Origin of the sequence: Streptomyces canus (assembly GCF_001514145.1) — a bacterium.
GTDB lineage: Bacteria > Actinomycetota > Actinomycetes > Streptomycetales > Streptomycetaceae > Streptomyces > Streptomyces canus.
The window spans coordinates 553,538-576,696 of record NZ_KQ948658.1; the positions used below are offsets into that span (position 1 = coordinate 553,538).

Here is a 23,159-nt window from a genome sequence, read left to right on the forward strand (position 1 = left end):
CCCACTATCGAAGGACCCTCAGCACCATGTCCTCCACCACGCCCTCGCCCTGGTGGCGCAGTGCCGTCATCTACCAGGTCTACATCCGCAGCTTCGCCGACGGCGACGGCGACGGCGTCGGCGACATCGCCGGCCTGCGCTCCCGCCTGCCGTACCTCAAGTCCCTCGGCGTGGACGCCCTGTGGATCAATCCCTGGTACGAGTCCCCGATGGCGGACGGCGGCTACGACGTGGCCGACTTCCGCGCCATCGACCCGCTGTTCGGCACGGTCGCCGACGCCGAGCAGCTCATCGCCGAAGCCCACGAGCACGGGATCCGCATCATCCCCGACATCGTGCCCAACCACACCTCCGACGAGCACGCCTGGTTCCAGGCCGCGCTGGACGCCGGCCCCGGCAGCCCGGAGCGCGAGCGTTACGTTTTCCGGCCCGGCCGCGGCCCCGATGGCACCCAGCCGCCCAACAACTGGGTCTCCTGCTTCGGCGGACCGGCCTGGACCCGACTGCCCGACGGCGAGTGGTACCTCCACCTGTACGCACCCGAGCAGCCCGACCTCAACTGGCAGCACCCCGACGTGCACGCCGAGTTCGAGTCCATCCTGCGGTTCTGGTTCGACCGGGGCGTCGACGGCTTCCGCATCGACGTCGCCCACGGACTCGCCAAGGACCCCGAACTGCCCGACCTGACACGCGAACAGCTCGTGCACCCGCACTGGGACCGCGACGAGGTCCACGACATCTACCGCACCTGGCGCCAGGTCGCCGACGAGTTCCCGGGCGAGCGGGCCTTCGTCGCCGAAGCCTGGGCCGACACCCCCGAACGCCTCGCCGCCTACGTCCGCCCCGGCGGCCTGCACACCGCCTTCAACTTCGACTTCCTCATGGCCAGCTGGGACCCCAAGGACCTCCGCACGGTCATCGACGACTCCCTCGCCATGCTCAGCGGCGTCGGCGCCCCGGCCACCTGGGTGCTCTCCAACCACGACGTCATGCGCCACACCAGCCGCTACGCACGCCGGACCGTCGCACGCTGGGTGCCCAACGAGCGATACCAGCCGGAGGGCCCCGTCGACCTGGAACTGGGCACCCGTCGGGCCCGCGCCGCCGCTCTCCTCATGCTCGCCCTGCCCGGCGGCGCCTACATCTACCAGGGCGACGAACTCGGCCTGCCCGAGGTCGAGGACCTTCCCCTGGACGTCCTTGAGGACCCCATCTGGGAACGCTCCGGCCACACCGACCGCGGCCGCGACGGCTGCCGCGTCCCGATCCCCTGGTCAGGACAGACGGAGCCGTTCGGCTTCAGCCCCGACGACGCCTACGCCGGACCCTGGCTGCCCCAGCCCGCCGACTGGGGCCGGCGCAGCGTGGAGGCACAGACCGGCGACGACACCTCGATGCTGGAGCTGTACCGCACCGCCCTCCGCCTCCGCCGCGACCACCCCGCCCTCGGCGACGGCACCATAACCTGGCAAGACGCCCCCGCAGGCGTCCTCGCCTTCCACCGCGAACCCGGCTTCCTCTGCGTCGTCAACCTCTCGGACGAGGCGTACCAGCTGCCCGACCACACCGCGATCCTGCTGGCCAGCGGCCCGGTCACGGACGGACGGGTGGAACCCGAACACGCGGTCTGGCTCGCCGTATAGCGGCCCGCAATGGGGGCCACGGCCCCTTCGAACCGCCAGGGCCTGTCCGGTGTCACTCCCCGCTGACCGGACAGGCCCTGGTCCCACCCTCGGCACGGCGGGCGCCGTCGAGCCAGTACCACCACGAGAGGCTCCGCTCCTTTGGACATCACCACCACGTCCCAGACCTCCGATCCCGTGGCTGTAGGACCCGGCCCTGTGGTGCAGGGCCTGCAGCCCTTCGTGCACGACGCCGTCGTCTCGGTGTGCGCACCGAGCCTCGTGGTCTCACACGCGGACGGGCAGCTCGACGGCGGGGCGGACGGCTTCTACCACGGTGACACCAGGGCGCTGGCCCGGCTGACCGTGGCCGTGGATTCAAGCACCCTCGCTCCGGTCTCGGGCGGGTTGGAGGGGGCGGACCAGGCGGGCTTCCGGGCGGTCGTGCGGGGCCTGGGCGAGGTGACGGCGGACCCGGTGGTCGCCCTGCACCGGCGCCGTACCGTCTCCTCCGGCCGCCTGGAGGAGACCTTCGAGATCAGCAACCACGGCATACGACACGTCCGCTTCCGGCTCACCGTGCGAGCATCCACCGACCTCGCACCGATGGAGCAGGTGAAGTCCGGCCGCCTCCTGGCCGACGTACCGGCCGAAGCGCAGGCCGATACAGGCGCGCTGTTCTGGTCTCACGGCGGGCTCGCGGTCCGCCTGCTCAGCACCCCGGCACCGGATGAGCTGGACGCGCCGGCCGGGCAGCTGTCGTACGAGATCCACCTTGCACCCGGCCAGTCGTGGAGTGCGCGCCTGTCCGCCACGGCCACGCACGACGACGGAGACCATTTCCCGGCCGCGCCCGCGAACCAAGTGCCCTGGAGCACTCCCGAACTGCGCAGCGCGGACCGGCGCTTCGACCGCTGGCTGGCGCAGTCGGTCGCCGACCTGGAGCGGCTGCGCCTGACGGACCCGCAGTCGCCGCAGACGGGCCGGCCGGACCAGTTCCTGGCAGCCGGCGCCCCCTGGTACCTGACCCTCTTCGGCCGCGACGCGATCTGGGCTGCCCGCATGCTCCTCCCGCTCGGCACCGATCTCGCCGCCGGCACCTTGCGCACCCTCGCCCGCCGCCAGGGCACCGTCACCGACCCGACCTCGGAGGAACAACCGGGGAAGATCCTTCACGAAGTGCGCCGCGGCGCCCTGCAGATCGCGGACCGGCTCACACTCCCACCCGTCTACTACGGCACGGTCGACGCCACCCCGCTGTGGATCACGCTCCTCCACGACGCCTGGCGCTGGGGCATGGACGCCCAGGAAGTCGAACAACTCCTGCCGCACGCGGAATCGGCACTCGCCTGGATGCGTGACCAGACACAAGCCGACACCAACGGCTTCCTCACGTACGTCGACCACACCGGCCGGGGCCTGGCCAACCAGGGCTGGAAGGACTCCGACGACGCCATCCGCCACCGCGACGGACACCCCGCCACAGCGCCGATCGCGCTGTGCGAGGTCCAGGCGTACGCCTACGAGGCCGCACTCGGCGGGGCGGCTCTGCTGCGCGCGTTCGGCCGCCCGGGGGCCGATGAGTGGGAGACATGGGCCGAGCGGCTCGCGGTCCGCTTCCGCGACCGCTTCTGGGTGACGGACGAACACGGCCCCTACCCGGCCGTCGCGCTCGACGGCGACGGCCGGCCGGTCGAGTCGGTCACCTCCGGCTTCGGCCACCTCCTCGGCACCGGACTGCTCAACGCCGGGGAGAGCGCCCTGCTCGCGGCACGCCTCGCCGGACCCGACCTCGACGCAGGCCACGGCCTGCGCACCCTGAGCAGCAACGCGTTGGGATTCAACCCCTACGGCTACCACGTCGGCTCGATCTGGCCGCACGACACGGCGATCGCCGTACACGGCCTGGTCAAGGCCGGATTCCCGGACGCCGCCGCCTCACTGGCAGCCGGCCTGCTGACCGCGTCGACGGCCTTCGACGCCCGCCTCCCCGAACTCTTCGCCGGCCATGGCAGCCGGCAGAGCCCGTACCCCGCCCCCTACCCGGCGTCCTGCCGACCACAGGCATGGGCGGCCGCCTCAGCGATCCTGGTACTCCGAGCAGCCCTGGGCCTGAACGCGGACGTCCCCGGCGGCACGGTTTCCATCGCGCCCGACTTCGCCTCGACGTACGCACCGCTCACGGTGAAAGGACTCCACGTCGGCGGAGGCCAGGTGGACGTCACGGTCGCAGCGGACGGAACGGTAGACATCAACGCTCCGGAAAAGCTGACAGTGATCACACCCTGATGCCGCGCGACGAAGCCCCCCTCAGCGCGTGAGCCGCGCGTACAGCATGCAGCCCAGAGTCTGACCGGTACCGCCGAGACCGAGGGCCCACGCTGCGACCATTGGTCCGGCGCCGCGTTCCGTCATGAGGGGGACCAGGCTGAAGACGACCGCGTACATCGCGAAGTCGTTGAGGGTGAAGGCCGTGGCGAGGAGGAGGAAGGTGCCGGCTTCGGGCGACCGAGCCCGTCGTGTGTGACCGACGATTGCGACGCGCCGTCGATCAGTACATGGGAGGAGAGAGCCCTCGGCGGCGGTTTCACCATCCACACCGTGCGCCGAAGCCGCCACCCGCCCGATCTCTCCAGCTTCCTCCGGAAGAAGGTGACTGAGCCGGATAGGCTGACGAGACAACGTCTGGCCTGCGGAAATGGCTACAGAGGCTCCGCCCGGAGTAGAGGGGCGGAGCCTCTGCGCGTGGGAAGGGAAATCCGCTGTGCGAGGGTTCTATCCCCTTGGCTGAACTGGGCGGACGCGGCTGCTGATGTGGTAGACGTCCAACTCATCGACGCCCAGGGGCCATTGAGGGGCCACAAGGACAGGAACAGACCGACAAGCACTGCATAGTGCCGGCACGGATCAGCACGTCCGACCTGGAGGAACGGCGTGAATCGGCACTGATCGGCAAGGGCCGCCAAGATCCCCAAGGGACTCATAATCCGTCGGCCGTGGGTTCGAGTCCCACCCGCCCCACCTGTGCAGGGCTGTGACCTGCGGAAACGTTCATTTTTGGGTGTCGGTTCGTCAACTTCGCCTGAACGGACTGAATCCGCTGCTCGTGGGTTTGGAGTCCGGCGGTGGTCGGGGAGCCCCAGCCTCTCTGACCTGCGGCGGAGTGAGCGATCGAGGTCGTCGCTCACCATCGGGGTGACTGCTCTCAGGGTCGATGCCGGGACCCAGGGGCCGTACAGGGGCCGGGACGGCAGTCGTCGGTGTCTCCGGGCCAGTTCGTCGTCCCGTTTGCTTGTTGTGCGGCATGGGCTGCCAGCTGCAGCGTGGACAGTCGAGTGCCGGGCCGGCACTGGAGGCTGTCGGATGCGGGTGCCCCTGGTGCGTGGACCCGGGGGCACTGAAAATGCCTCAAGAGGGAACGGCCTTACGGCGTCAGCGGCGATTTTCCGAAGCCATGGTACGGATCCCGCCGCGTGGGCACGGTCTAGCAACTGGTCGGCCAGGGTGTCCAGTGGTCGGGGACGCGACCCGGGCCGACTACGAGGTGACGGTCACGGACCCGCGCGCGTTGTAGATGACGGCATCCTCGCGTTCGCCGTAGGCCTGGAAGACCGTGACTGCCTCGTCACGAAGCACGCCGGACACGACCTGGATGCCACGCTGCTCGAACTGCTCGGCCCAGTCCTCGCGCATGGGGCCCTCGTCGAAGCCGGTGAGTTGTTCCACCTCGGGGCCTTCTCCGGCGATGACCAGACGCCGGATTCCGGACCACATCGCGGCGCCATAACACATGGCGCAGGGGCGCCAGTTGACGACCAGTTCAAGATCAGGGCCGCCCGGGGCGCCGAGGTCCCATGCGCCCAGCCGGGTCTGCGCGAGGGAGATGGCGACTACCTCGGCGTGGGTGGAGGAGAGACCTGAGGACAGTACGAGGTTGACGCCGGCCGACACGAGTCGTCCGGTCCCCGTCTCCACGACGAGGGCGGCGAATGGCCCGCCGGTGTCCTCGCGGTGGTTGCGTTCAGCGAGACGGTTGGTGAGACGGACACGGTCTTCGTCGGTGGGCAGGGTCTCGGGCGCGTCGGCCAGTTCGGTCAGCACCCATGGGGGGAGTTGGGCGCCGAAGGTGGTGGCGAAGGCGGAGGCATCCAATGCGCAGGTCTCCAGTTGCAGGCGGGACGGGATCAGGTGCCCGGACGGATGTTGGGCGCGAAGCGGGCCAGGGCGACGGTCTCGATGGCCGCGATGATGTTGTACGCCAGCGCGGACACCGCGGTGAGGACCGCGACCGAGGCCCAGAGGTGGTCGTAGTCGAAGGTGGAGGAGTCCTTGAGCATGGCGTAGCCGAGGCCTTGTCCGGTGGAGAGCCATTCGGCGAGCAGCGCGCCGATCAGGGCTCCGGGGACGCCGACGCGGGCGCTGGCGAAGAACGCGGGGACCGCGCTGGGCAGCATGACCTTGCGGGCGACGGTCCAGTCTCCGGCGCCGTACGCGCGGCACAGATCGGCCGCCTGACGGGAGGCGGAGCGCAGGCCGAAGGTCATGGTGACCAGGGCGGGGAAGAAGACGACCAGGCCGCTGATGACGGTGGTGGCCGTCAGGCCCCGTCCGAAGACGAGCGTGATGAGCGGGGTCATCGCCACCAGGGGCACCGACCGCAGGACGACCGCCATCGGCAGCAGCGCCTGCTCGACGCTCCGGGACAGTACGAAGACGACCGCCACCCCGACCGCCGCCGCCAGCCCGGCCACGAAGCCGGACCCGGCGTCGAGCAGCGTGCGGCCCAGACCGGAGGAGACCAGGGAGCGGTGGGCGCCCGCGTCCGGGCCGGTGAACAAGTAGTGCAAGATGTCGACCGGTGACTTGGCCACCAGCGGGTCCAGGTCGTAGACCTGAAGGAAGACGATCCACAGGACGACGACGGCCGCCATCGTCACGATCACGTTCAGCAGCGGGCGCAGCACGCCCGCCGCCAGGCGCAACGCGGGGGCCGTCTGCCTCCTGGTCCCGGTCTCCGTCTCCGTCGCGGTGCTCATGCGCCTCCGCCTTCCACTGTCGTCGTGCGCGACCACGGCAGGGCGTAGCGGGCGACCAGCCCGACCGCGCCGTACGCGATTCCTGCCACCGCGCCGGAGACCAGGGCGATGCCCCAGGTGCGGGGCACGTCGAGCTGCTGCTGGGCGATGGTCATGGCGATACCGAGGCCGCTGTCGACGCGGCCGAGGTACTCGCCGATGATCGCGCCGAGCAGCGCCGCCGGACCTGCGATCTTGAGTGCGGCCAGGATGCTGGGCAGCGCGGCGATCAGGCGGACCCGCAGCATCTGCTGCCAGCGGCCGCCGCCGTAGGCGCGTACCAGGTCGAGCGCGGCCGGGTCGGCCGAGCGCAGCCCGAGCAGTGCGCCGATGAGGGTGGTGAAGAAGACCGACAGCCCGGCCATCGCCGACATCGGTTTGTCCCCGTCGAGGACGAGGGACAGGATCGGGCCGATCGCCACGATGGGCAGGCAGTACGAGGCCACCGCGATCTGCGTGATCACCCGCTCCAGCACGGGCACCAGCAGCACCAGTACGGCCAGACCCAGCGCCAGCCCGTTGCCGACCAGATAGCCGGTCAGGGCCTCGCCGACGGTCTGCTCGACATGCGGGCTGTAGAAGGTCCAGCCGTCGTCGAACACGCTCGCCACGACCGCCCAGGGGGTGGGCACGCCGTCCCCGGTGCCGACGACCGTGGTGGACAGCAGCGACCACGCCCCGATCAGAGCCGCGATGCCGACGGCGCCGCCGGCCCAGGCGGAACGCCGCGCACTCATGACGCCTCCACCGCGGGATCGGGAGCGTCGGCGGCGCTGTCGGCGGGCGGGTCGGCGCGGCCGAAGAGGAGTTCCGACAACTGGTCGGCATACGCGTGGAATTCGAGGGAGCGCATCATCTCCGGTGTGCGGGGACGGGGCAGGTCGATGGTGACCTTCTCCACGATCCGGCCCGGACGGGGCGACATGACCGCGACGGTGTCGCTCAGCAGCACGGCCTCGTTGATGGAGTGCGTGACGAGCAGGGTGGTCACCGCGCGGGCCTGCCAGATGCGCTGGAGTTCGAGGTTGAGCCGCTGGCGGGTCATGTCGTCCAGCGCGCCGAACGGTTCGTCCAGCAACAGCACCTTGGGGTCGACGACCAGCGAGCGGGCGATGGCGACGCGTTGCCGCATGCCGCCGGAGAGCTGGGCGGGGCGTGCCTTCTCGAAGCCTTCGAGGCCGACCAGCTGGATGAGGTCGGAGATCGCCGCCGGGTCGGCCTTGATGCCGCTGATCTCCAGCGGGAGCCGGATGTTGGCGGCGACCGAGCGCCACGGCAGCAGCGCGGCGTCCTGGAAGGCTATGCCCAGGTGATGCCGTTTGCGGGCCGCCTCCGGGTCCTCGCCGTGCACGAGGGCCGTACCGGAGGTGGGGCTGTCGAGCCCGGCGAGGATCCGCAACACGGTCGACTTGCCGCAGCCCGACGGCCCCAGCAGCGCGAGGAACTGACCCTCAGTCGTGTCCAGGTCGACGCCGGCCAGTGCGGGTACGCGCTGTCGGCCGAGCTTGAACTCCTTGCTCAGCCCGCGCAGGGACAGCCCGGTGCCGGTGTCGGCCGACCCTCCGGAGTCGTCGGATGCCTCGGGAACGGCTGCTGCGGTACTCATCAGATGACCTCTGTGTGCGGTGCGGGTAGGGGAAGCCGGTACCGGCGGGCCGACGGGGCCGCACCGGTACCGCCGGGGGCCTCAGATGAGGCTGGGGTCCTCCTTGTAGACCTCTTCGAGGATCGAGAGGTCGAAGAGCTTCGCGGCGGTGAGGTCGAGGCCGCCGTACTTCAGCGTCTTGAGGTTCTCCTCGACCAGCTCCGGCGTGATCGTGAACAGGCCGTTCTTCTTGGTGTCGGCGCTCACCATCAGCGCGCTCTCGTCCTTGGACTCAAGGGTCTGCTCCTTGGTCGTCAGCCCGAGCCCCTTGCCGTACGTCTCGGCCGCGAGCTTCGCGCCGAGCGCCGGGTCGGCGATGTTCGCCTTCCAGCCCTTGATCTCCGCGCGCAGGAACGCCTTGAGCAGGTCACGCTGCTTGTCGATGGTGTCCTGGCGGACGCAGTACGTCTCCGAGACCAGCGGATAGCCGGTGTCGGCGAGCAGCATCGTCGCGACCTTGAATCCCTTCAGGCGCAGGGTGTTCGGCTCGTTCGTCACGAAGGAGAACCAGCCGTCCACGGTGCCCTGGGTCAGGGGCAGCGGGTCGAACTGCACCGGCACCTTCGTGATCTTCGACTCGTCGAGCCCTGTCGCCTTGATGTACGCCGCCCACACGGACTCGTTGCCCGCCTGGACTCCGATCTTCTTGCCGTACATGTCCTCCGGCTTGGCGATCGGGGCCTTGGCCATCGACATGATGCAGAACGGGTTCTTCTGGTACTGCGCACCGATGATCTTCAGTGGCGCGCCCTTGGCGACGGCCGCGCCTGTGATGTCGGGGGCGCTGATCGCCACGAGCGCCTTCTTGGTGACGACGTCCGTCTCCATCGGCGTCGCGGACGGGCCGCCGCCGATCAGCGTGGCCTTCGAGAAGCCCTCGTCCGTGTAGTAGCCCTTGCTGTCCGCGATGTAGCTGCCCGCGAACTCGACGTTCTTGATCCACGACAGCCGGAGCGTCAGCTCACCGAAACTCTTGGAACCGGAGGCCGTGGGGGAGGAGGTGGAGGACGACGAGTCGGAACCGCCGCACGCGGCCAGCAGCGGACCGCCGAGCAGTACGGCACCGCCCAGCTGCAGTCCCCGTCTGAGGAAGAGACGGCGGTCGGTGGCGGCGAACGCTCTGTCGTCACTGTTCGTACTTGTGGTCATGGCGCGCTTTCCTTTCACTGGCCGGGTCGGCACCGGCTCCTGGCGGATATGAGGAACGTGGATGGGGCAAGGCCCGGACAGTGCCGGGCCGGTCTCCGGTCGGGCGGCTGACCTGGGATCAGAGACCCCAGGTCAGAGGCCGAGGAGGAGTTCGGGGCTACGGGCGCGGGAGCAGCAGATGGTGATCCGGTCGCCCGCCGCGCGCTCGTCCGGGGTCTGGACCTCGTCGCGGTGGTCGGGCTCGCCGGCCAGGACGGGGGTGAGGCAGGCGCCGCAGATTCCCTGCTCGCAGGAGAGCTCGACCTCGACGCCGTGGGCGGTGAGGACCTCGGCGATGGTGCGGTCGGCGGGGACGCGATAGCCGGTGCCGGTGCTCGCGATCCGTACGGTGAATTCGGCGGCGACTCCGGCTTTCGCTCCGTCTCTGTCTCTGTCTCTGTCTCCGTCTCCGTCTCCGGCTTCGGCTTCGGCTTCGGCGGATGGCGGAGCCGTCGGGGCGAAGCGTTCGGTGTGAAGCTGCCCGGGGTGCCAGCCCGCAGCGGTCGCCTCGGCCACGACGTGAGTCATGAAACCGTCGGGCCCGCAGACGTAGACGGCCGTGTCCGCTTCCGGGACCTGCAGTTCGGCGGGCAGCCCCGCGCGGACGGTGTCCCCCTGGTCGCTGTGGTGGACCACTGCCCGCTCGCCGAGAGCGGAGCTCTGGAGCCGCTCCAGCAGGGGGGCCTCCGCCGCGCTGGAGGTGTAGTGGTGCAGGACGAACGACGCTCCCCGCGCGGCCAGGGCTTCGGCCATCGACAGCACGGGTGTGATGCCGATACCGCCCGCGACGAGCACGTGATGCCCGGCCGCCACGAGCGGGAAGTGGTTGCGCGGGGGCGAGATCCGTAGCCGTCGGCCCACGGTGAGGTCTCGGTGCAGGGTGCGGGAGCCGCCCCGGCCGGCGTCGTCACGCCGTACGCAGATCAGGTAACGGCCTTTTTCCCGGGGGGAGTTGCACAGGGAGTACTGACGGACGAGGGAGGGCCCGAGATGGACGTCGATGTGGGCGCCGGCCTCGAAGGACGGCAGGGCCCCGCCGTCCGCCGCCCGGAGTTCATAACTGCGGCTGGTGCTGGAGGCGAGGGAGATCGTGTGGACGATGACGTCGAGTGTCTGCACGGTGGGCCCCTACGCGGTGAAGAAGTGGCTCAGGCCCATGTCGCGGAGGCCGCGGCGGTAGGCGATGGAGCTGCGGTCGGCGGGGATGTGCACTTCGAGTTTCGGGTCGAGGGGGAGGCTCTCGGGTTTCTGGACCTCGACGACGGCGCGGTCCTCCTCGAAGACCCTGCGGTTGAAGTCGTATACGGCCTGGACGGGCTGGTCGGTGTCGAAGTTGCGGGCGATGGGCGCGAACATGCGGGTCTGGCGGGCGGAGACGGGGGAAGCGGCGTTCATGATGTTGAGCAGGCCGCCGTCGGGGAAGTGCACGACGAGCGTGGCCGTGAACGGCAGGTGCACGTCGAAGTGGCGCAGCCACCGGTAGCCGGGCGGGGCCTGCCTGGTGCCGTGCGGGTAGTTGCTGACGGTGCTCCAGTAGTCGACGGAGTGGCCGTACTGGTGGCGTACCGGTGTGTAGTCGGGGACCTCCACGTTGTCGGGGTCGCCGAAGGAGTCGAGGTGGACGAAGCCGAAGTGGGCGACGTCGAGGAAGCCCTCGACCTGGCGGCCGGCGAACGCGGCGATGTCGATCCAGGGGCAGTTGATCTGCTGGAAGCCCGCCTCGTCCCAGTGGGCCATGGCCGGGATCACCGGGGCCGTGCCGGGCTCGGGGCGCAGGCATGTCCACACCAGCCCGTACCGCTCGACGACGGGGTAGGTCCGCAGGTTCAGCCGGGACGGGATCTTCGACTCCGGATGGGCCGGCACCTGCACGCACCGGCCGCCCTCGCCGAACCGCAGCCCGTGATAGGCGCAGGTGATGCCGGTCCCGTCGCCACCGCCGAGGCTCAGCGGAACGCCGCGGTGCGGGCAGATGTCGTGGGCCACGACCACGCTGCCGCCCACCCGATAGGCCACGAGGGTCTCGTCGAGCAGGCGCACGGCGGCCGGGGCGTCGCCGATCTCGCTCGACAGGGCGACCGGGTACCAGTGCTGGGCGAGGATCGCCCAGTCGTCGGCATCGAACGTGCAGTCGCGGGGCAGGGCAGGCCGGGGTGGAGCAGTGGTCATGCGGAAATCCTTCTGCGTAGCGCGGCTGGGAACGGCCACATGGACACCTGTGAGGCGCGCACGCCAGTACGACGGCATGGGACAAGTGCGCGGCGTAAGAGTGCGGCGAGAGGCCGATCCCGGGGCAGAGGCACCGAGGAACCGCAGACAGTGCAGGGCACCGGCCGCGGTCATCGGTACGAGGTCAGTTGTGAGAGCCCTCGGACTCCGGATGTGAACCGTGCGCCACGCGTCCGCGCGTCCAGGCCGACTGGTGGGCACGGCACCGGAGGTCCGTGCTGCACGCGCTGACAAAGCTCATCGCGCATCCCTCCGTGCTCAGTGCCGACTGTCTGTCGCCCGACGACCAAGCCGAGACTGACGCACGGAGATTGCCCTGCCATTCCGTGTTTGTTACTTACGGATTCCATGCCCGGGTTTGGCTCGGGGCGCCGAAGCGAGCGCCCGCGGAACCGCGGCACCCAATGGAGTCTTCGTGTCACGGGAATGGGCTCGATGACCCAGCACAGCAACACTCGCGTCGTAGTCGGCCAGGACGGGTGTCCTCGGCGAGGTACTCGATTCCGCACAGCCCTTGGGGTTCTTGCAGTCGAATGGGCCGGGCTCGACCAGGCGGAGTGGGAAGCCGTGTTCGGCGGTGAGGGGCTCGCCGTTGTGGTGTGTGGCCAGGAGGGCGCCGGGGGCGCTGAAGCCGGTGAGGCGGAGGTTGGCGGAGTAGCGGAACTCCGCCCGGGCCATGGCATGTGTGATTTCCGGTGCAGGCGGCATCAGGTCCAGGACGGCCGTCGTGGGGATGCTGTACGTTTCGTGGTCGCTGGAGGTGGGGCCGGTCGCGCAGTACGGGTCGGTGACGACCGTGACATGGGGGAGTGCGGTGCGGTCCTCGGACGTTCAGTTGTGTTCGGAGCCGGCGGAGGTGGCGTCAGCGACACCCACGTTCCGGCGTTCGGGGCAGAACCGGGAGACGGGCCGGTAGGGGGAGACAGGCCATCCAATCCGGGCAGCCAGGTGATCAGCCGTGGGTGCATGTGCTCAATCCCTGGCTGCGGGCCGAGGCGCTGCTGAAGGCCGCCGTGTCCATGAGTGTCCCGTCGGGCCCCGAGCCGCTCGGTGACACCCCTTGAGCTGCGGGTAATGTGCTGGCCATGCCCGATACCCCGGCCCTGTCCGAACGTGGTCGCCTACTGAGGCTGACCGCGGACTACGTCCTGGAGCACGGCGTCGCGGACTTGACCCTGCGCAAGCTCGGCAGCGCGATCGGCACCAACAATCGCATGCTGCTGTACTACTTCGGCTCCAAGGAGGAGCTGATCACGGCCGCGCTGGCCGAGGCGAGCGGGCGCTTCCCGATTCTCAGCGAGGCGTTCGTCATCATGGACGACCAGCTGCGCCCGCTGCGTGAGCGGATCACCGCGGCCTGGGACGCAGTGGCGGCAGCCGAGAACCTGCCGTTCCACCGGACGTTCTTCGAGGTACTGGGCCTGGCCGCGCATCGACGCGGCCGGTTCGACAGCTTCCTGGGGTCGGTAGGCAGCGAGTGGCGCGAACAACTTGCGGCATCACTGGGCGGCGGCGGCGTGCCGAAGGCCGCCGCGGACGATCTGGCCCGGGAACTGGTCGCGTTGTGGCGCGGCCTGCAACTGGACCTGATCACCTCGGGCGACCGGGCCGGGACCGATCGGGTGATCGCGTCCGCCGCCGAGTCGATCGCACGACGGGCGACGGCCGCCGCTCCCAGATCCTGATACCCCGTCACATATCCCTGGAACGACTGGGTTTCAAGATGCCATCGGGATCCGGGGGACGACAATGTCCAGCGGGCCGTCCGGAACCGCGACCGCGTCCTGGCTCCAGCCCCAGATCGAACAGACCTTGCGCAGCGGGTCGCTGTAGCCGTCCCTGCCGTGCAACACCCGGTAGTTGTCAATGCAGATCATCTCGCCCGGGCCCACTCGGAACATCGGCCCGCTGTCACGGGCTGCGACGACCGCGTCCTGCCAGGCGCGCACATACGTCCAGTGCTCCGGCTCCAACGGGCCCTCGACCGGAGCGAGATAGGGATGGTGACGGCCCTGGAAGCGGCCCGACGGGGTCTGCCGGACGATCGGCGAGAAGCTGCCCTGCGGGTAGTTGGGCTCGGAGTGGTCGATGTCGACAGTGCGGCAGAAATCGGCAAGCGCGGCACTGCCGGGATCGGCGGCCAGCAGGTCCAGCAGCCGGGAGGTGTCGATCAGGAAGGAGTCGCCGCCGCTGGCCGCGGGCCGCTCGCACCACAGGAACAGATGGTCGGGGGCGTAGTCACCGAAAGCGAAGCCGTCGTTGTGGGCGACCATCCGCTCCTCGGTCGAGTCGGCGGCGTCGCGTTTGCGGCCGCGCCTGTCGGCGGGCTGCGCCTTCATCTTCATCGCCTCTACCCGGGCGCCCTCCTTCGTCGCCTCGAACTGGGTACCGCAACGCACAGCCCGGTCCCCCATGATCGCGCGGCCCATCGCGACCGCCTTCTCCTCGTCCGCCAGCCCGGTCATAATGGCCGCGCCCTCGGCGGCGAGCACCTCTGCCGCCTCCTGTGGGCCGGTTACTCTGCGCGGGATGAAACTTGCGGTGCTGACGTCCGACACGGCGCCTCCTGAAGCCCGCGAAACCAAGCCTGATTGAACCAACCGGTTCAATGAGAGTAGAAGCCCCATGTTTCACCGAAGTCACGCACCCGCGTGCTTTGAGTTGCCCACGCGGACCGAGCTGTACCGAGATGTGTGCAGTCCACGGACTGTCCCGGGTTGGGCACCCGGCAGCCACCGAGGTGCGTCGCAGGCTCATCGTCGAGGCGGCGGTCCCGCTGATCGCAGAGCGAGGCTACGCCTCGGTCGGGGTCCGGGACGTCGCCGCCGCGGCCGGGGTGTCCGTCGGCACGGTCAGCTGCCACTTAGGCAGCGTGCAGGAGATCCTCTCCGAGGCGATGGTGCTGCAGATCGAGCGGTACTACACGGGTCTGAGCGAGGCCGCGGACCGGGCCACCAGCGGGGCGGAGGGGCTGCGGCTGCTGGTCGACGCGTTGTTCACCGAGGACACCGACCGGCACTGGCGGATGTGGTTCGAGTACTGGAACGTCGGCGAGCACCACCCGGACCCGGCGTTCCGGGCTCCAAGTTCACGATCACCGGTTCTCACTTCGGCGAGACCCACGGCCTGAGCACCGTGTACTTCGGAGGGATCCACGCCGACATCGCCGGCTGGTCCGACACCAGCATCAGCGCGTACGTTCCGGACGAACTCCCGTCGGACACCTACAAGGTGTCGGTGAACGGAGCCGGCGGGCAGTCCGCAGGCGACTCCACGTTCACCGTCAACGGCCTGGGCACTGCGCTTTCGAAGACCGGCTGGACCGCGAAGGCGTCGAAGCTCAGCCCGTACGCCACCGATGTGCTCGCGAACATGATCGACGATGACACCGACACCCGCTACAGCTCCGGAACCGGGCAGGAATCTGGCCAGTGGGTGGAAGTGGACATGGGTAAAGCGCAGACCTTCAACACCATCGCCCTGGATTCGGGCAGTGGTACCGGTGACTACGCGCGAGGCGCGGACGTGTTCGTGTCATCGAATGGCACGAAATGGACCGAGGTTGCCGCCCTCCGCTCCGACGGCCAGCAAATCGAGGCCGTGACCTTCGCGCCGCAGACGGCGCGCTACGTCAAGGTGGTCAACACCGGCAGCGCCGGCAACTGGTGATCGATCGCCGAGTTCAACGCATACGACTGAGCACCTAAAGCGCGCTCCCACGCCCGGGTCAGCTCGCTGGCCCGGGCGTAGGGCTGCATCAAGTCCTGCGGCCCGGGGCATAGCCCGAGACAGAGCATCTGCGCGTTGGAAGGTGAATCCGCTGCGGGTGAGCTGGAGAGACGCTCCCGAGCTGGGCGATCGTCTCGATACCCGGCCGGGCCTGTCCCTCCGGGACGCGTTCCGGACGCAGGTTGGACACAAGGATCGGAAAAGACTGACAAGGGCCGAGAAGGGCTGAGCCGCCAAATGGCGTCTGACCTGGTAAAACGGCCAAGATGAGCATGGATCGACAAGGGCCGTCAAGATCCCCAATGGACTCATAATCCGCCGGCCGTGGGTTCGAGTCCCACCCGCCCCGCTTGCGTAGCCATCTGACCTGCGGAAACGTTCATTTTGTCCTATCGGATCGTCAACTTCGCCTGGACGGACTGAATCCGCTGCTCGCGAGTTCGACGGTGTTGCCACCAAAGAGCGTCCGAACTGCTCTGACCTGCACAGATGTCTCGGCTCGCGGCCCGGGAAGTCGCCGCAGGTGGCCTCCGTGAGTGGCTGGGAAGCCCAATTCGGGACGCCGGCAGGACGCGGGGAAACGGAAGGGGTCGCTCCATCCAGGCGGAGGCGGTCACCGGCAGGTGGACCTTGGCCATGGTCAGGCTCACTGCCGGGTGTGCTCGTCGCCCTTGCGGTAAAGCACCAGGTGCTCGTGGAAGAGGACGCCGTCGCGGACGTCGCCGGTGGCGGTGAAGCCGGTGTCGTCGACGTAGTCGATGTGGTTGCCGGTCACGGTGTAGCTGCCGGTGTAGGCGCTCTGGCGGCTGCCGCGGGCTTCGTCGTAGCGGCCGTCGGGCAGCAGTTCCTGACGGATGTGTCCGTCGGCGGTCACCCACATCCCGACGTACGGGTGCGGGTCGCGGGGCGTGTCGTTGCTGGTCATGGCTCTACGATCGCCCCGGCGGCCGGTGGCAACCAGGCCGCCGTCTCCCCAGGTGAGGGCTTCCTGGGTGCCGCGCACCCAGCTTCGCGAGCGACTGGTCTCTTCATGCCGTGCGGCGGCGAAGCGTGCCGTCCTGGGCCTTCCCCATGGCCTCCGCGGTCGTAGGCGCCGGGACGGATCGTGGGTGCCGGACACCTGGGATAACGGCGGCCTGGTTCCGAATCCGCCGCGCGACGAACCTGGTGGTCAGGCAGCCGCTGCAGCTGCCGAACTCTCGCCTCGGACCTGAACCGGCGCGCTCGTTTCGCGCAGCGGGGACACCGATGAGGCGACTCCACCTAGGAGCACGCAATGACCATCACCGACACCGGCACTGTGCGTTGGAACCCCGAGGCCCTCGACGAGATCCTCTCGAACGACGAGGGGCGGCCCATCCTGTTCACCAACGCCCGCATCCTGACGATGGACCCGCTGATCGGGACCATGACCGACGCCGACCTTCTGTTCGTCGGCTCCCTGCTCGTGGGTGTCGGCCCGGGCATCATCACCGCCGCGGGCGACGACAACGCCATCGTCGTCGACTGCACCGGACTGACCATCGCCCCCGCCGTCGTCGACACCGTCGCGCTGGCCGGCGGCCGTGGCCACCGCTCGGAGTACGTCGCGACGCTGACTCCGGGCAACACCACCGACTTCCTGGTCATACCCGACGACTTCGCCGCCGACGTGCCGAGTGCCGTGGCCGCGCTCATGACCTCGCCGGAGCAGGTCCGGGCGCTCGTCGCGGCCGGCCGGCCGGTCCTGTGGGCCGGGACCGACGTCCCCGGCCGGGCCACCGCTCCCGAGGCGGGCATCCCGGCCGCCGAGGATCTGACCGGCAGCCCGCGCGTCGGCGTCTGGATCGACAGACACGACTTCCTGCACCAGGAGCTCACCGCCGACGGCCGCTACGACGAGACCCGGGGCGGGCGCCGCCACGCCTACCAGGGCCGGTACTGGATCGACGGCGACCGCATCGACTACCTGGACGACCTCGGCTTCTGGGCCTACGGAGAGTTCCAGGGCGACGAACTCCACCACGCGGGCTACGTCATGAAGCTCGGCTGACCTTCCCCCCGGTCGGCGCGCTGACGGTCCCGACCCTGGGTGCGCGACACCTGGGGAAACAGCGGCCCGGTTGCCGTAACGGGCGCGATCGAGGCTGGTGTTCGAGCAGCCTCGGCCGCCCCCGGCGACCCACCCTCACAGCCCTCTCCAGCGGACGGCCCATCTTCCCGGCCCTGTCCGCCGTACGGAAAGAAGACCTCTCATGAACGTCAACGACACCACCAGTGCGGCCGTGCTCGAAGAGCTCCGGCGCCGGCCCGCCGACCGGCGGCGCATCCTGTTCACCGGCGCGACCATCGTCACCATGGACCCCGACCTCGGCGTCATCGACGCCGGCGACCTCCTCGTCGAGGGCGACACGATCACCGCCGTCGGCCGCGCCCTCGACGCCGGTGATGCGCTGGTTGTCGACGCCGCCGGCACGATCCTGACCCCCGGTTTCGTGGACACGCACCGGCACGCCTGGGAGGCCCAGCTGCGCCGGATCATGCCGGACGTCGACGACCTCGGCGGCTACGTCATGGCCACCCTGGCCGGCTACGCCACCGTCTACCGGCCCGAGGACATGTACATCGGCACCAGACTGGCAGCCCTGACCGCGATCGACAGCGGCATCACGACCATGCTCGACTTCTCCCACAACTCCCGCACCCGCGAACACTCCGACGCCGCCATCGAGGCCCTCGTCGACACCGGCATCCGCGGCGTGCACGCCTCCATGGGCCCGCACTTCGGCGACTGGGACCGGCAGTGGCCCGGCGACCTCACCCGCGTCAAGGGGCAGTACTTCAGCAGCGACGACCAGCTGCTCACGCTGCGTCTGGCGACCCTGGCCACCGACGAGATCGCCGGACCGGCCCTCGCCTACGGCCCCGAACTCGCCCGCGTCGCCAAGGAGTTGGGCATCGGAGTGAGCGTGGACGCCGTCTTCGGCACGTCCGGCTCCGAGGCGGTCCTGCGCTGGGCCAAGGACGGCGTCCTCGGCCCCGACGTCACCCTCATCCACTCCACCGGACTGACGTCCGAGGCATGGAAGGCGATGGGGGAGACCGGCACCACGGTCGCCCTGGCCCCCACGTCCGACGCACAGATCGGCCTGGAGACCGCCATCCCCGCCGTCGACGAGGCCCTGTCCGTCGGCATCCGCCCCGGACTGAGCATCGACGTCGAAGTCGCCCTGGCCAGCGACATGTTCACCCAGATGCGGGCCCTGCACGCCATCCAGCGGATGCGCGCGGTCAACGCCGCCTACGGCACCGACCAGCAGCCCTCTCGCATCACCACCCACGATGTCCTCGACTTCGCCACCCTCCAGGGCGCCCGCACCAACGGCCTGGCCGCCGTCACCGGCTCACTCACCCCGGGCAAGAAGGCCGACCTGCTGGTCATCCAGGCCGAAGATCTCAACAACATGCCCCTCAACGACCCCATCGGCACGATCGTGCTCGGCTCCGACGCCCGCAACATCAGTGCCGTCCTTGTCGACGGCGAGCCCCGCAAGTGGGACGGACAGGTCCTCGACGTCGACCTGACGGCCCTGCGCAGCGAGGTGCACGCCTCACGCGAGTACGTGCTCAACACTCCCGCCGCTTGAGCGCCCCTCCCCTCAACGTCCCCCGACCGTCCCTCCACGGCCGGGGGCACCCATCGCATCCCTGTGACGCTCATCAGCCGATCGGGCCGCGCGCAGACACACGGGGCGGCAACCAGACGCCCCTCGCCTGGAGTTCCCATGTCCCACCCCGCTCCCACCCATTCCCCCCGGCACACAGCCGGGACCAGCACACCGGACCAACCACCGACCTGGGCGCCCGCCGCCCCGACCATCGCCCTGCTGACCGCACTCGGCGTCCTGATGGTCGGCCAGATGTACACCGTGCTGGCCCTGCTGCACCCCATGGCCACCGCACTGGGCACCACACCGGAGCAGGTCACCTGGGCCGCGACGGCGTTCGGCTTCGCCTACGCCGGTGGATTCCTCCTCGCCGGTCCCCTCTCGGACCGCTACGGATCGCGTGCCGTGATCACCGCCGGGCTCGTGGCCGCCACCGCGGCCACTCTGGCCGTCAGCGTCGCCCCGACCTGCCCACGGTGCTGCTGCACAGTGTGCTGAGCGTCGCCACTCCGTCCCTCGCCTATCTGCCCGCCGAACTCCTGCATGTGTCCGGGGTCGTTGAGCAGGTAGCTGGTCACTTCCCAGAAGGCGGTGGCCTGGAGGCGGGCGTCGGACCCGATGACGCGGGCCGAACCGGGCGGTGACCAGGCCGCAGGTGACGACGGCGAGGGACACGTTGTCGGGCAACGCGACGCCGTCGTGTTCATCACGGCCGTCGTCATCGTCGTCACCCGCACACTCCTCGGCCCCACACTGCCGGCCGTCGTCCGCCGCGCCCGCTTCCCCCAGATCGAGGACAAGACCGCGGAACTCGCCCTCACCCGCTGCCACATGAGCAGTGCCGCACTGCGCGCCCTCCCCGAGCTGGGACGGCAGTTCGGTATCCCCGAAGCGGACACCCTGCGCATGGTCCAGGACATCGAAGACCGTATGGCCCCCGCGCCCGCCACCGCGCGCCGCCAAGAGGACATGCGACAACTCGAACTCGCCCTGGTCCAGGTCAAGCACAAGACGCTGACCGACCTGCGCGACACCGGCCGAATCGACGACATCGTCTGGCAAGGAAGACGAACTACCCAACGGCAGTGACGTCCCTGGACGACCCCGCCAACTCCTAGAAGAGCAACGGTGGAGCCCATGCGGCTCAGAGATCGGTCCTTTCCCGTGCCGCGCATCCGTCTACGCTCGCAGCCTCAGCCGATCACCCCGGCCGCCTGAAAGGTGCCTGCCACATTCATGCAGACGCAGACAACGAGCCATCCACGCGGGCGTGCACCGCTGTTCATACGGTCCGCTGCCCTGGCGACAGCGGCGGTCCTGCTCGGCGCCTGCGGGGAGGCCGGTGCAGGGGCACCTCCCCATCCCACGGGCAGCCCCTCGGTCCCCTCGTGCGTGACAGCATCTGGCGATCTGCTGGCCGACATCGACGGCGACGGCCTCACCGACCGCGTCTCCGACCCCTCCCACACTGGTGATCAACTCACCGTCGCGTTCGGCGAGAAGGCCGGGTACGGGACTCCGGTGGGGGTGAGGAAGCTGGTCGGCTCGTCCGGCAGCGACGAGAAGGACGTGCTGGCCACCGTGGCCGACTTCGACGGCGACGGGTGGAGCGACCTGGTGGTTGTGGCCACTGGACAGAACCAGGGAGACGACGCGATCGAGCCGACCGTGGACGAGCTGATCTCGGGTCCCTTCTCGGCCTCCGGCAGGGGACAGCACATACGGCAACTCGACCTCGGCGAGACGCGCGGCATCGCCGTGGCCGACTACGATCACGACCCGTACCCCGACCTGGCGGTGTTCTCCTACGCAGGCGACGGCGTCTATCAAACGGAAGCGCGCCTCGGCGATAAGGACACAGGACTCGCCGACGGCACCGCCGACACCAGCAGGCACCGCGTCTACGCGGACCAGACTGACGACCAGACCCCGAGCAACATGCCCAAATCCGGCCTGCGCACCTTCTACCCGCAGTGCCCGAAGGCCGGTAACCAGGGCTGAACCGGTGCCTGCGCCGGTGCGCGAGGGGGTGGCCCCTCCCTGGCAGGCATGGTCCTCCGGCTCCCTTCCCCGTCCTGCCCGACGTCCGCACGGCACCCGACAGCCAGCCGTGACCACATCTGTGCCGGACCGCTGAGACTCGGAGGAGCGTCGGCAGCTCTCCAGTCGCCCGTCTCCGCCATGACGGGACGGACGTCAGATGGCCTGGGCGGTGGGCATGATGGTGATCTCGGTGAGGTTGACGTGGCGGGGGACGGCGGCCATGAAGGCGACGGTCTCCGCGATGTCGGCGGACTGCAGGCAGTCGATGTCGTGGATGAGGTCGGCCATCAGCTTGGAGGCGTCCGGGTCGGTGACGTGGTCGGGCAGTTCCGTCTCGACCATGCCGGGCTCGATGGTGGCCACGCGGACCATCTTCGGGCCGAGTTCGACGCGGAGCAGCCGGGTGAGGTGGCTGATGTACGCCTTGGTGCCGGAGTAGATGGAGAACTTCTCCAGGATGCGGGTGGCCGCGATGGACGAGGTGTTGATCAGGTCGGCGGGCCTGCCCTGGGCGGTGGACTCCGTCAGGTGCGGGAGGAACGCGGCAATCACGTTCATCAGGCCGCTGATGTTGAGGTCGATCTGGCGCTGCCATTCGTCGACCTTGAGTTCCTCGATGCCGGAGATGAGCTGAACGCCGGCGTTGTTGAACACGAGGTCGGCCTTGCCGAAGCGGGCGGCGACCTGGTCGGCGGCGCTCTGGACGGCGGCGCGGTCGGTGACGTCGACGGCCAGGGCGAGCGCGGTGCCGCCGGCGGCCTCGATGGCCTTGACGACACCGTCGAGCTTGTCCTTGCGGCGGGCGAGCACGACCACGGTGGCGCCGAGTTCGGCCAGGCGCTCGGCGGTGACGGCGCCCATGCCGCTGGAGGCGCCGGAGACGACGGCGACACGACCGGCCAGGGGCGTGCCGGTGAGCAGAGCAGCGGACATCACAAAACCTCAATCTCTTCGATCGGAAGGCTCGGAGGTGGGGAGAGTCGGTGCGGTGCCCGGCCGGCCAGGTGTTTCCGACCGGCCGGGCTGCTTGAGAGGGCTGCGGGCGCCCGAAGGCGAGGGCGCCCGGAGGTGTGTCAGGCGGCGTCGCCGTGGGCGGTGGCGGCGGACTTCTCGCGCCACGGGGCGAGGTCGTCCTGCACCTGCTGGTACTTGACGTCCAGCCGCTCCAGGGTGTCGCGCCCGAGGTAGAGGTGGGTGGGCAGCTTCTCGGTGGAGGCGACCTCGACGATGAGTGCGGCGCCCTTGACGGGGTCGCCGAGCTGGGCGTGGTTGGCCTTGTCGATCCAGTCCAGCGTCACGTGCGCGGGGGTGTCGTCGTAGTCGGCGATGCGGTCCGCGGCGACCGACAGGGAGCTGGCGTCGAGGAAGTCGGTGCGGAAGACGCCCGGCTCGACGACCATCGACTGGATCCCGAACGGCGCCATCTCGGCGGAGAGCGCCTCGCTGATGCCGGCGACGGCGAACTTCGACGCGCAGTACAGGCTGACACCCGGCTCGCCCTCGAAACCGGAGCGGGAACCGATGTGCACCAGCCGACCCGAACCCTGCTTGCGCATGACGGGCAGCACGGCGCGGGTGACGTTGATCAGACCGAAGACGTTGAGGTCGAACAGCGACCGGGCCTCCGCGTCGGTGATCTCCTCCAGCGCGCCGAGCAGGCCGCGGCCCGCGTTGTTCACCAGCACGTCGATGCCGCCGAATCGGTCCACGGCGGCATCGACCGCCTGCGGGATGCTTTTGTTGTCCGTGACGTCCAGGGCGACCGCGAAGACCTTGTCCGAGTTCTTCAGATCGTCCGGCACGCGTTCCGGGTTCCGTACGGCGACCACGACATTGTTACCCCCTGCCAGAGCAGCGCGGGCGATTTCCGCACCGATTCCACGGGAGGCGCCGGTGACAAACCACGTAGCCATGGGGAAAACCTCTTTCGTCGCTTCCCCTGTTCGGGGATTTCCTGTTGACGTATTCGAGTGTGCCCGCC

At 69.5% G+C, this 23,159-nt stretch carries 22 protein-coding genes; 10 read left to right on the plus strand and 12 right to left on the minus strand.

Going from position 1 to position 23,159, the window contains the following annotated elements:
- Positions 1-26 precede the first annotated feature (26 nt).
- Both AQJ46_RS11875 and AQJ46_RS11880 read left to right on the plus strand, forming a co-directional pair.
- Positions 27-1,643, plus strand: a complete 1,617-nt coding sequence (locus AQJ46_RS11875) for a glycoside hydrolase family 13 protein (RefSeq protein ID WP_059205518.1) — start codon at positions 27-29, stop codon at positions 1,641-1,643.
- Between the two features lie 198 nt (positions 1,644-1,841).
- Positions 1,842-3,911 (plus strand): amylo-alpha-1,6-glucosidase, encoded by a 2,070-nt coding sequence (locus AQJ46_RS11880; RefSeq protein ID WP_225887303.1) that lies wholly within the window; start codon positions 1,842-1,844, stop codon positions 3,909-3,911.
- Positions 3,912-5,159: 1,248 nt separating this feature from the next.
- Here AQJ46_RS11880 and AQJ46_RS11890 read toward each other — a convergent pair.
- The 8 genes from AQJ46_RS11890 to AQJ46_RS57175 all read right to left on the minus strand — a co-directional run bounded on the left by AQJ46_RS11890 (position 5,160) and on the right by AQJ46_RS57175 (position 12,467).
- On the minus strand, positions 5,160-5,774 hold the full coding sequence (locus AQJ46_RS11890; protein ID WP_059205520.1) for a nucleoside deaminase: 615 nt from the start codon (positions 5,772-5,774) through the stop codon (positions 5,160-5,162).
- Between the two features lie 32 nt (positions 5,775-5,806).
- Positions 5,807-6,658 (minus strand): ABC transporter permease, encoded by an 852-nt coding sequence (locus AQJ46_RS11895; protein ID WP_059205521.1) that lies wholly within the window; start codon positions 6,656-6,658, stop codon positions 5,807-5,809.
- Positions 6,655-7,434: an ABC transporter permease gene (locus AQJ46_RS11900; RefSeq protein ID WP_059205522.1), complete on the minus strand. Its 780-nt coding sequence runs from the start codon at positions 7,432-7,434 to the stop codon at positions 6,655-6,657. The genes AQJ46_RS11895 and AQJ46_RS11900 overlap by 4 nt, the downstream gene beginning before the upstream one ends.
- The gene (locus AQJ46_RS11905) at positions 7,431-8,303 is read right to left on the minus strand and encodes an ABC transporter ATP-binding protein (RefSeq protein WP_059205523.1); all 873 of its coding nucleotides are present in this window, start codon (positions 8,301-8,303) and stop codon (positions 7,431-7,433) included. The genes AQJ46_RS11900 and AQJ46_RS11905 overlap by 4 nt, the downstream gene beginning before the upstream one ends.
- 81 nt (positions 8,304-8,384) lie before the next feature.
- Positions 8,385-9,491 carry an ABC transporter substrate-binding protein gene (locus AQJ46_RS11910; protein WP_059205524.1) on the minus strand — a complete coding sequence of 369 codons (1,107 nt, stop codon included), beginning with the start codon at positions 9,489-9,491 and terminating at the stop codon, positions 8,385-8,387.
- A 132-nt stretch (positions 9,492-9,623) separates the two neighbouring features.
- Positions 9,624-10,649, minus strand: a complete 1,026-nt coding sequence (locus tag AQJ46_RS11915) for a PDR/VanB family oxidoreductase (RefSeq protein ID WP_063803795.1) — start codon at positions 10,647-10,649, stop codon at positions 9,624-9,626.
- A gap of 9 nt (positions 10,650-10,658) precedes the next feature.
- On the minus strand, positions 10,659-11,699 hold the full coding sequence (locus AQJ46_RS11920) for an aromatic ring-hydroxylating oxygenase subunit alpha (RefSeq protein ID WP_059205525.1): 1,041 nt from the start codon (positions 11,697-11,699) through the stop codon (positions 10,659-10,661).
- 393 nt (positions 11,700-12,092) lie between these two features.
- Positions 12,093-12,467 carry a molybdopterin-dependent oxidoreductase gene (locus AQJ46_RS57175; RefSeq protein ID WP_225887304.1) on the minus strand — a complete coding sequence of 125 codons (375 nt, stop codon included), beginning with the start codon at positions 12,465-12,467 and terminating at the stop codon, positions 12,093-12,095.
- 377 nt (positions 12,468-12,844) lie between these two features.
- Here AQJ46_RS57175 and AQJ46_RS11930 point away from each other — a divergent pair, with 377 nt between their 5' ends.
- Positions 12,845-13,444 carry a TetR/AcrR family transcriptional regulator gene (locus AQJ46_RS11930; RefSeq protein WP_059205527.1) on the plus strand — a complete coding sequence of 200 codons (600 nt, stop codon included), beginning with the start codon at positions 12,845-12,847 and terminating at the stop codon, positions 13,442-13,444.
- Positions 13,445-13,477: 33 nt separating this feature from the next.
- Here the strand turns inward: AQJ46_RS11930 and AQJ46_RS11935 are convergent, their stop codons facing one another.
- Entirely contained in the window at positions 13,478-14,317 is an 840-nt protein-coding gene (locus tag AQJ46_RS11935; RefSeq protein ID WP_059205528.1) for a TauD/TfdA family dioxygenase, read from the minus strand.
- A gap of 182 nt (positions 14,318-14,499) precedes the next feature.
- Between AQJ46_RS11935 and AQJ46_RS11940 the strand changes: the two genes are divergently transcribed.
- Together AQJ46_RS11940 and AQJ46_RS55410 are read left to right on the plus strand one after the other, a co-directional pair.
- Positions 14,500-14,889, plus strand: coding sequence for a TetR/AcrR family transcriptional regulator (locus AQJ46_RS11940; RefSeq protein ID WP_225887305.1), 390 nt, complete (start codon positions 14,500-14,502; stop codon positions 14,887-14,889).
- Complete coding sequence (locus AQJ46_RS55410) at positions 14,787-15,428, plus strand: discoidin domain-containing protein (protein ID WP_159064015.1); 642 nt, start codon at positions 14,787-14,789, stop codon at positions 15,426-15,428. Before AQJ46_RS11940 ends, AQJ46_RS55410 begins: the two co-directional genes overlap by 103 nt.
- Positions 15,429-16,134: 706 nt before the next feature.
- Here AQJ46_RS55410 and AQJ46_RS11950 read toward each other — a convergent pair.
- Positions 16,135-16,413 (minus strand): Atu4866 domain-containing protein, encoded by a 279-nt coding sequence (locus AQJ46_RS11950; protein WP_059205530.1) that lies wholly within the window; start codon positions 16,411-16,413, stop codon positions 16,135-16,137.
- Between the two features lie 351 nt (positions 16,414-16,764).
- On the opposite strand from AQJ46_RS11950, the gene AQJ46_RS11955 reads away from it, so the two are divergent.
- From AQJ46_RS11955 to AQJ46_RS11975, 5 genes are all read left to right on the plus strand, one after another.
- On the plus strand, positions 16,765-17,520 hold the full coding sequence (locus tag AQJ46_RS11955; protein ID WP_059205531.1) for an Atu4866 domain-containing protein: 756 nt from the start codon (positions 16,765-16,767) through the stop codon (positions 17,518-17,520).
- A gap of 202 nt (positions 17,521-17,722) precedes the next feature.
- Entirely contained in the window at positions 17,723-19,114 is a 1,392-nt protein-coding gene (locus AQJ46_RS11960; RefSeq protein WP_059205532.1) for an amidohydrolase family protein, read from the plus strand.
- 138 nt (positions 19,115-19,252) lie between these two features.
- A complete protein-coding gene (locus tag AQJ46_RS11965) occupies positions 19,253-19,633 on the plus strand; it encodes an MFS transporter (protein ID WP_059205533.1) in 381 nt (126 codons plus the stop codon).
- A 120-nt stretch (positions 19,634-19,753) separates the two neighbouring features.
- Complete coding sequence (locus AQJ46_RS55415; protein ID WP_059205534.1) at positions 19,754-20,224, plus strand: cation:proton antiporter; 471 nt, start codon at positions 19,754-19,756, stop codon at positions 20,222-20,224.
- A 303-nt stretch (positions 20,225-20,527) separates the two neighbouring features.
- On the plus strand, positions 20,528-21,136 hold the full coding sequence (locus AQJ46_RS11975; protein WP_059205535.1) for an FG-GAP repeat domain-containing protein: 609 nt from the start codon (positions 20,528-20,530) through the stop codon (positions 21,134-21,136).
- Between the two features lie 195 nt (positions 21,137-21,331).
- On the opposite strand, the gene AQJ46_RS11980 is transcribed toward AQJ46_RS11975, so the two are convergent.
- Both AQJ46_RS11980 and AQJ46_RS11985 read right to left on the minus strand, forming a co-directional pair.
- The gene (locus AQJ46_RS11980) at positions 21,332-22,114 is read right to left on the minus strand and encodes an SDR family oxidoreductase (RefSeq protein ID WP_208616916.1); all 783 of its coding nucleotides are present in this window, start codon (positions 22,112-22,114) and stop codon (positions 21,332-21,334) included.
- Between the two features lie 137 nt (positions 22,115-22,251).
- The gene (locus tag AQJ46_RS11985; RefSeq protein WP_059205537.1) at positions 22,252-23,091 is read right to left on the minus strand and encodes an SDR family NAD(P)-dependent oxidoreductase; all 840 of its coding nucleotides are present in this window, start codon (positions 23,089-23,091) and stop codon (positions 22,252-22,254) included.
- Between the last annotated feature and the right edge of the window lie 68 nt (positions 23,092-23,159).

What these genes read in the sequence shown, in the direction of transcription:
- AQJ46_RS11950 (WP_059205530.1), bottom strand. Translation starts at nt 16,413, where the DNA reads ATGACCAGCAACGACACGCCCCGCGACCCGCACCCGTACGTCGGGATG.
- AQJ46_RS11900 (WP_059205522.1), bottom strand. Translation starts at nt 7,434, where the DNA reads ATGAGTGCGCGGCGTTCCGCCTGGGCCGGCGGCGCCGTCGGCATCGCG.
- AQJ46_RS11910 (WP_059205524.1), bottom strand. Translation starts at nt 9,491, where the DNA reads ATGACCACAAGTACGAACAGTGACGACAGAGCGTTCGCCGCCACCGAC.
- AQJ46_RS11965 (WP_059205533.1), top strand. Translation starts at nt 19,253, where the DNA reads ATGTCCCACCCCGCTCCCACCCATTCCCCCCGGCACACAGCCGGGACC.
- AQJ46_RS11955 (WP_059205531.1), top strand. Translation starts at nt 16,765, where the DNA reads ATGACCATCACCGACACCGGCACTGTGCGTTGGAACCCCGAGGCCCTC.
- AQJ46_RS57175 (WP_225887304.1), bottom strand. Translation starts at nt 12,467, where the DNA reads ATGCCGCCTGCACCGGAAATCACACATGCCATGGCCCGGGCGGAGTTC.
- AQJ46_RS11895 (WP_059205521.1), bottom strand. Translation starts at nt 6,658, where the DNA reads ATGAGCACCGCGACGGAGACGGAGACCGGGACCAGGAGGCAGACGGCC.
- AQJ46_RS11930 (WP_059205527.1), top strand. Translation starts at nt 12,845, where the DNA reads ATGCCCGATACCCCGGCCCTGTCCGAACGTGGTCGCCTACTGAGGCTG.
- AQJ46_RS11905 (WP_059205523.1), bottom strand. Translation starts at nt 8,303, where the DNA reads ATGAGTACCGCAGCAGCCGTTCCCGAGGCATCCGACGACTCCGGAGGG.
- AQJ46_RS55415 (WP_059205534.1), top strand. Translation starts at nt 19,754, where the DNA reads ATGACGCGGGCCGAACCGGGCGGTGACCAGGCCGCAGGTGACGACGGC.
- AQJ46_RS11920 (WP_059205525.1), bottom strand. Translation starts at nt 11,699, where the DNA reads ATGACCACTGCTCCACCCCGGCCTGCCCTGCCCCGCGACTGCACGTTC.
- AQJ46_RS11875 (WP_059205518.1), top strand. Translation starts at nt 27, where the DNA reads ATGTCCTCCACCACGCCCTCGCCCTGGTGGCGCAGTGCCGTCATCTAC.
- AQJ46_RS11960 (WP_059205532.1), top strand. Translation starts at nt 17,723, where the DNA reads ATGAACGTCAACGACACCACCAGTGCGGCCGTGCTCGAAGAGCTCCGG.
- AQJ46_RS11985 (WP_059205537.1), bottom strand. Translation starts at nt 23,091, where the DNA reads ATGGCTACGTGGTTTGTCACCGGCGCCTCCCGTGGAATCGGTGCGGAA.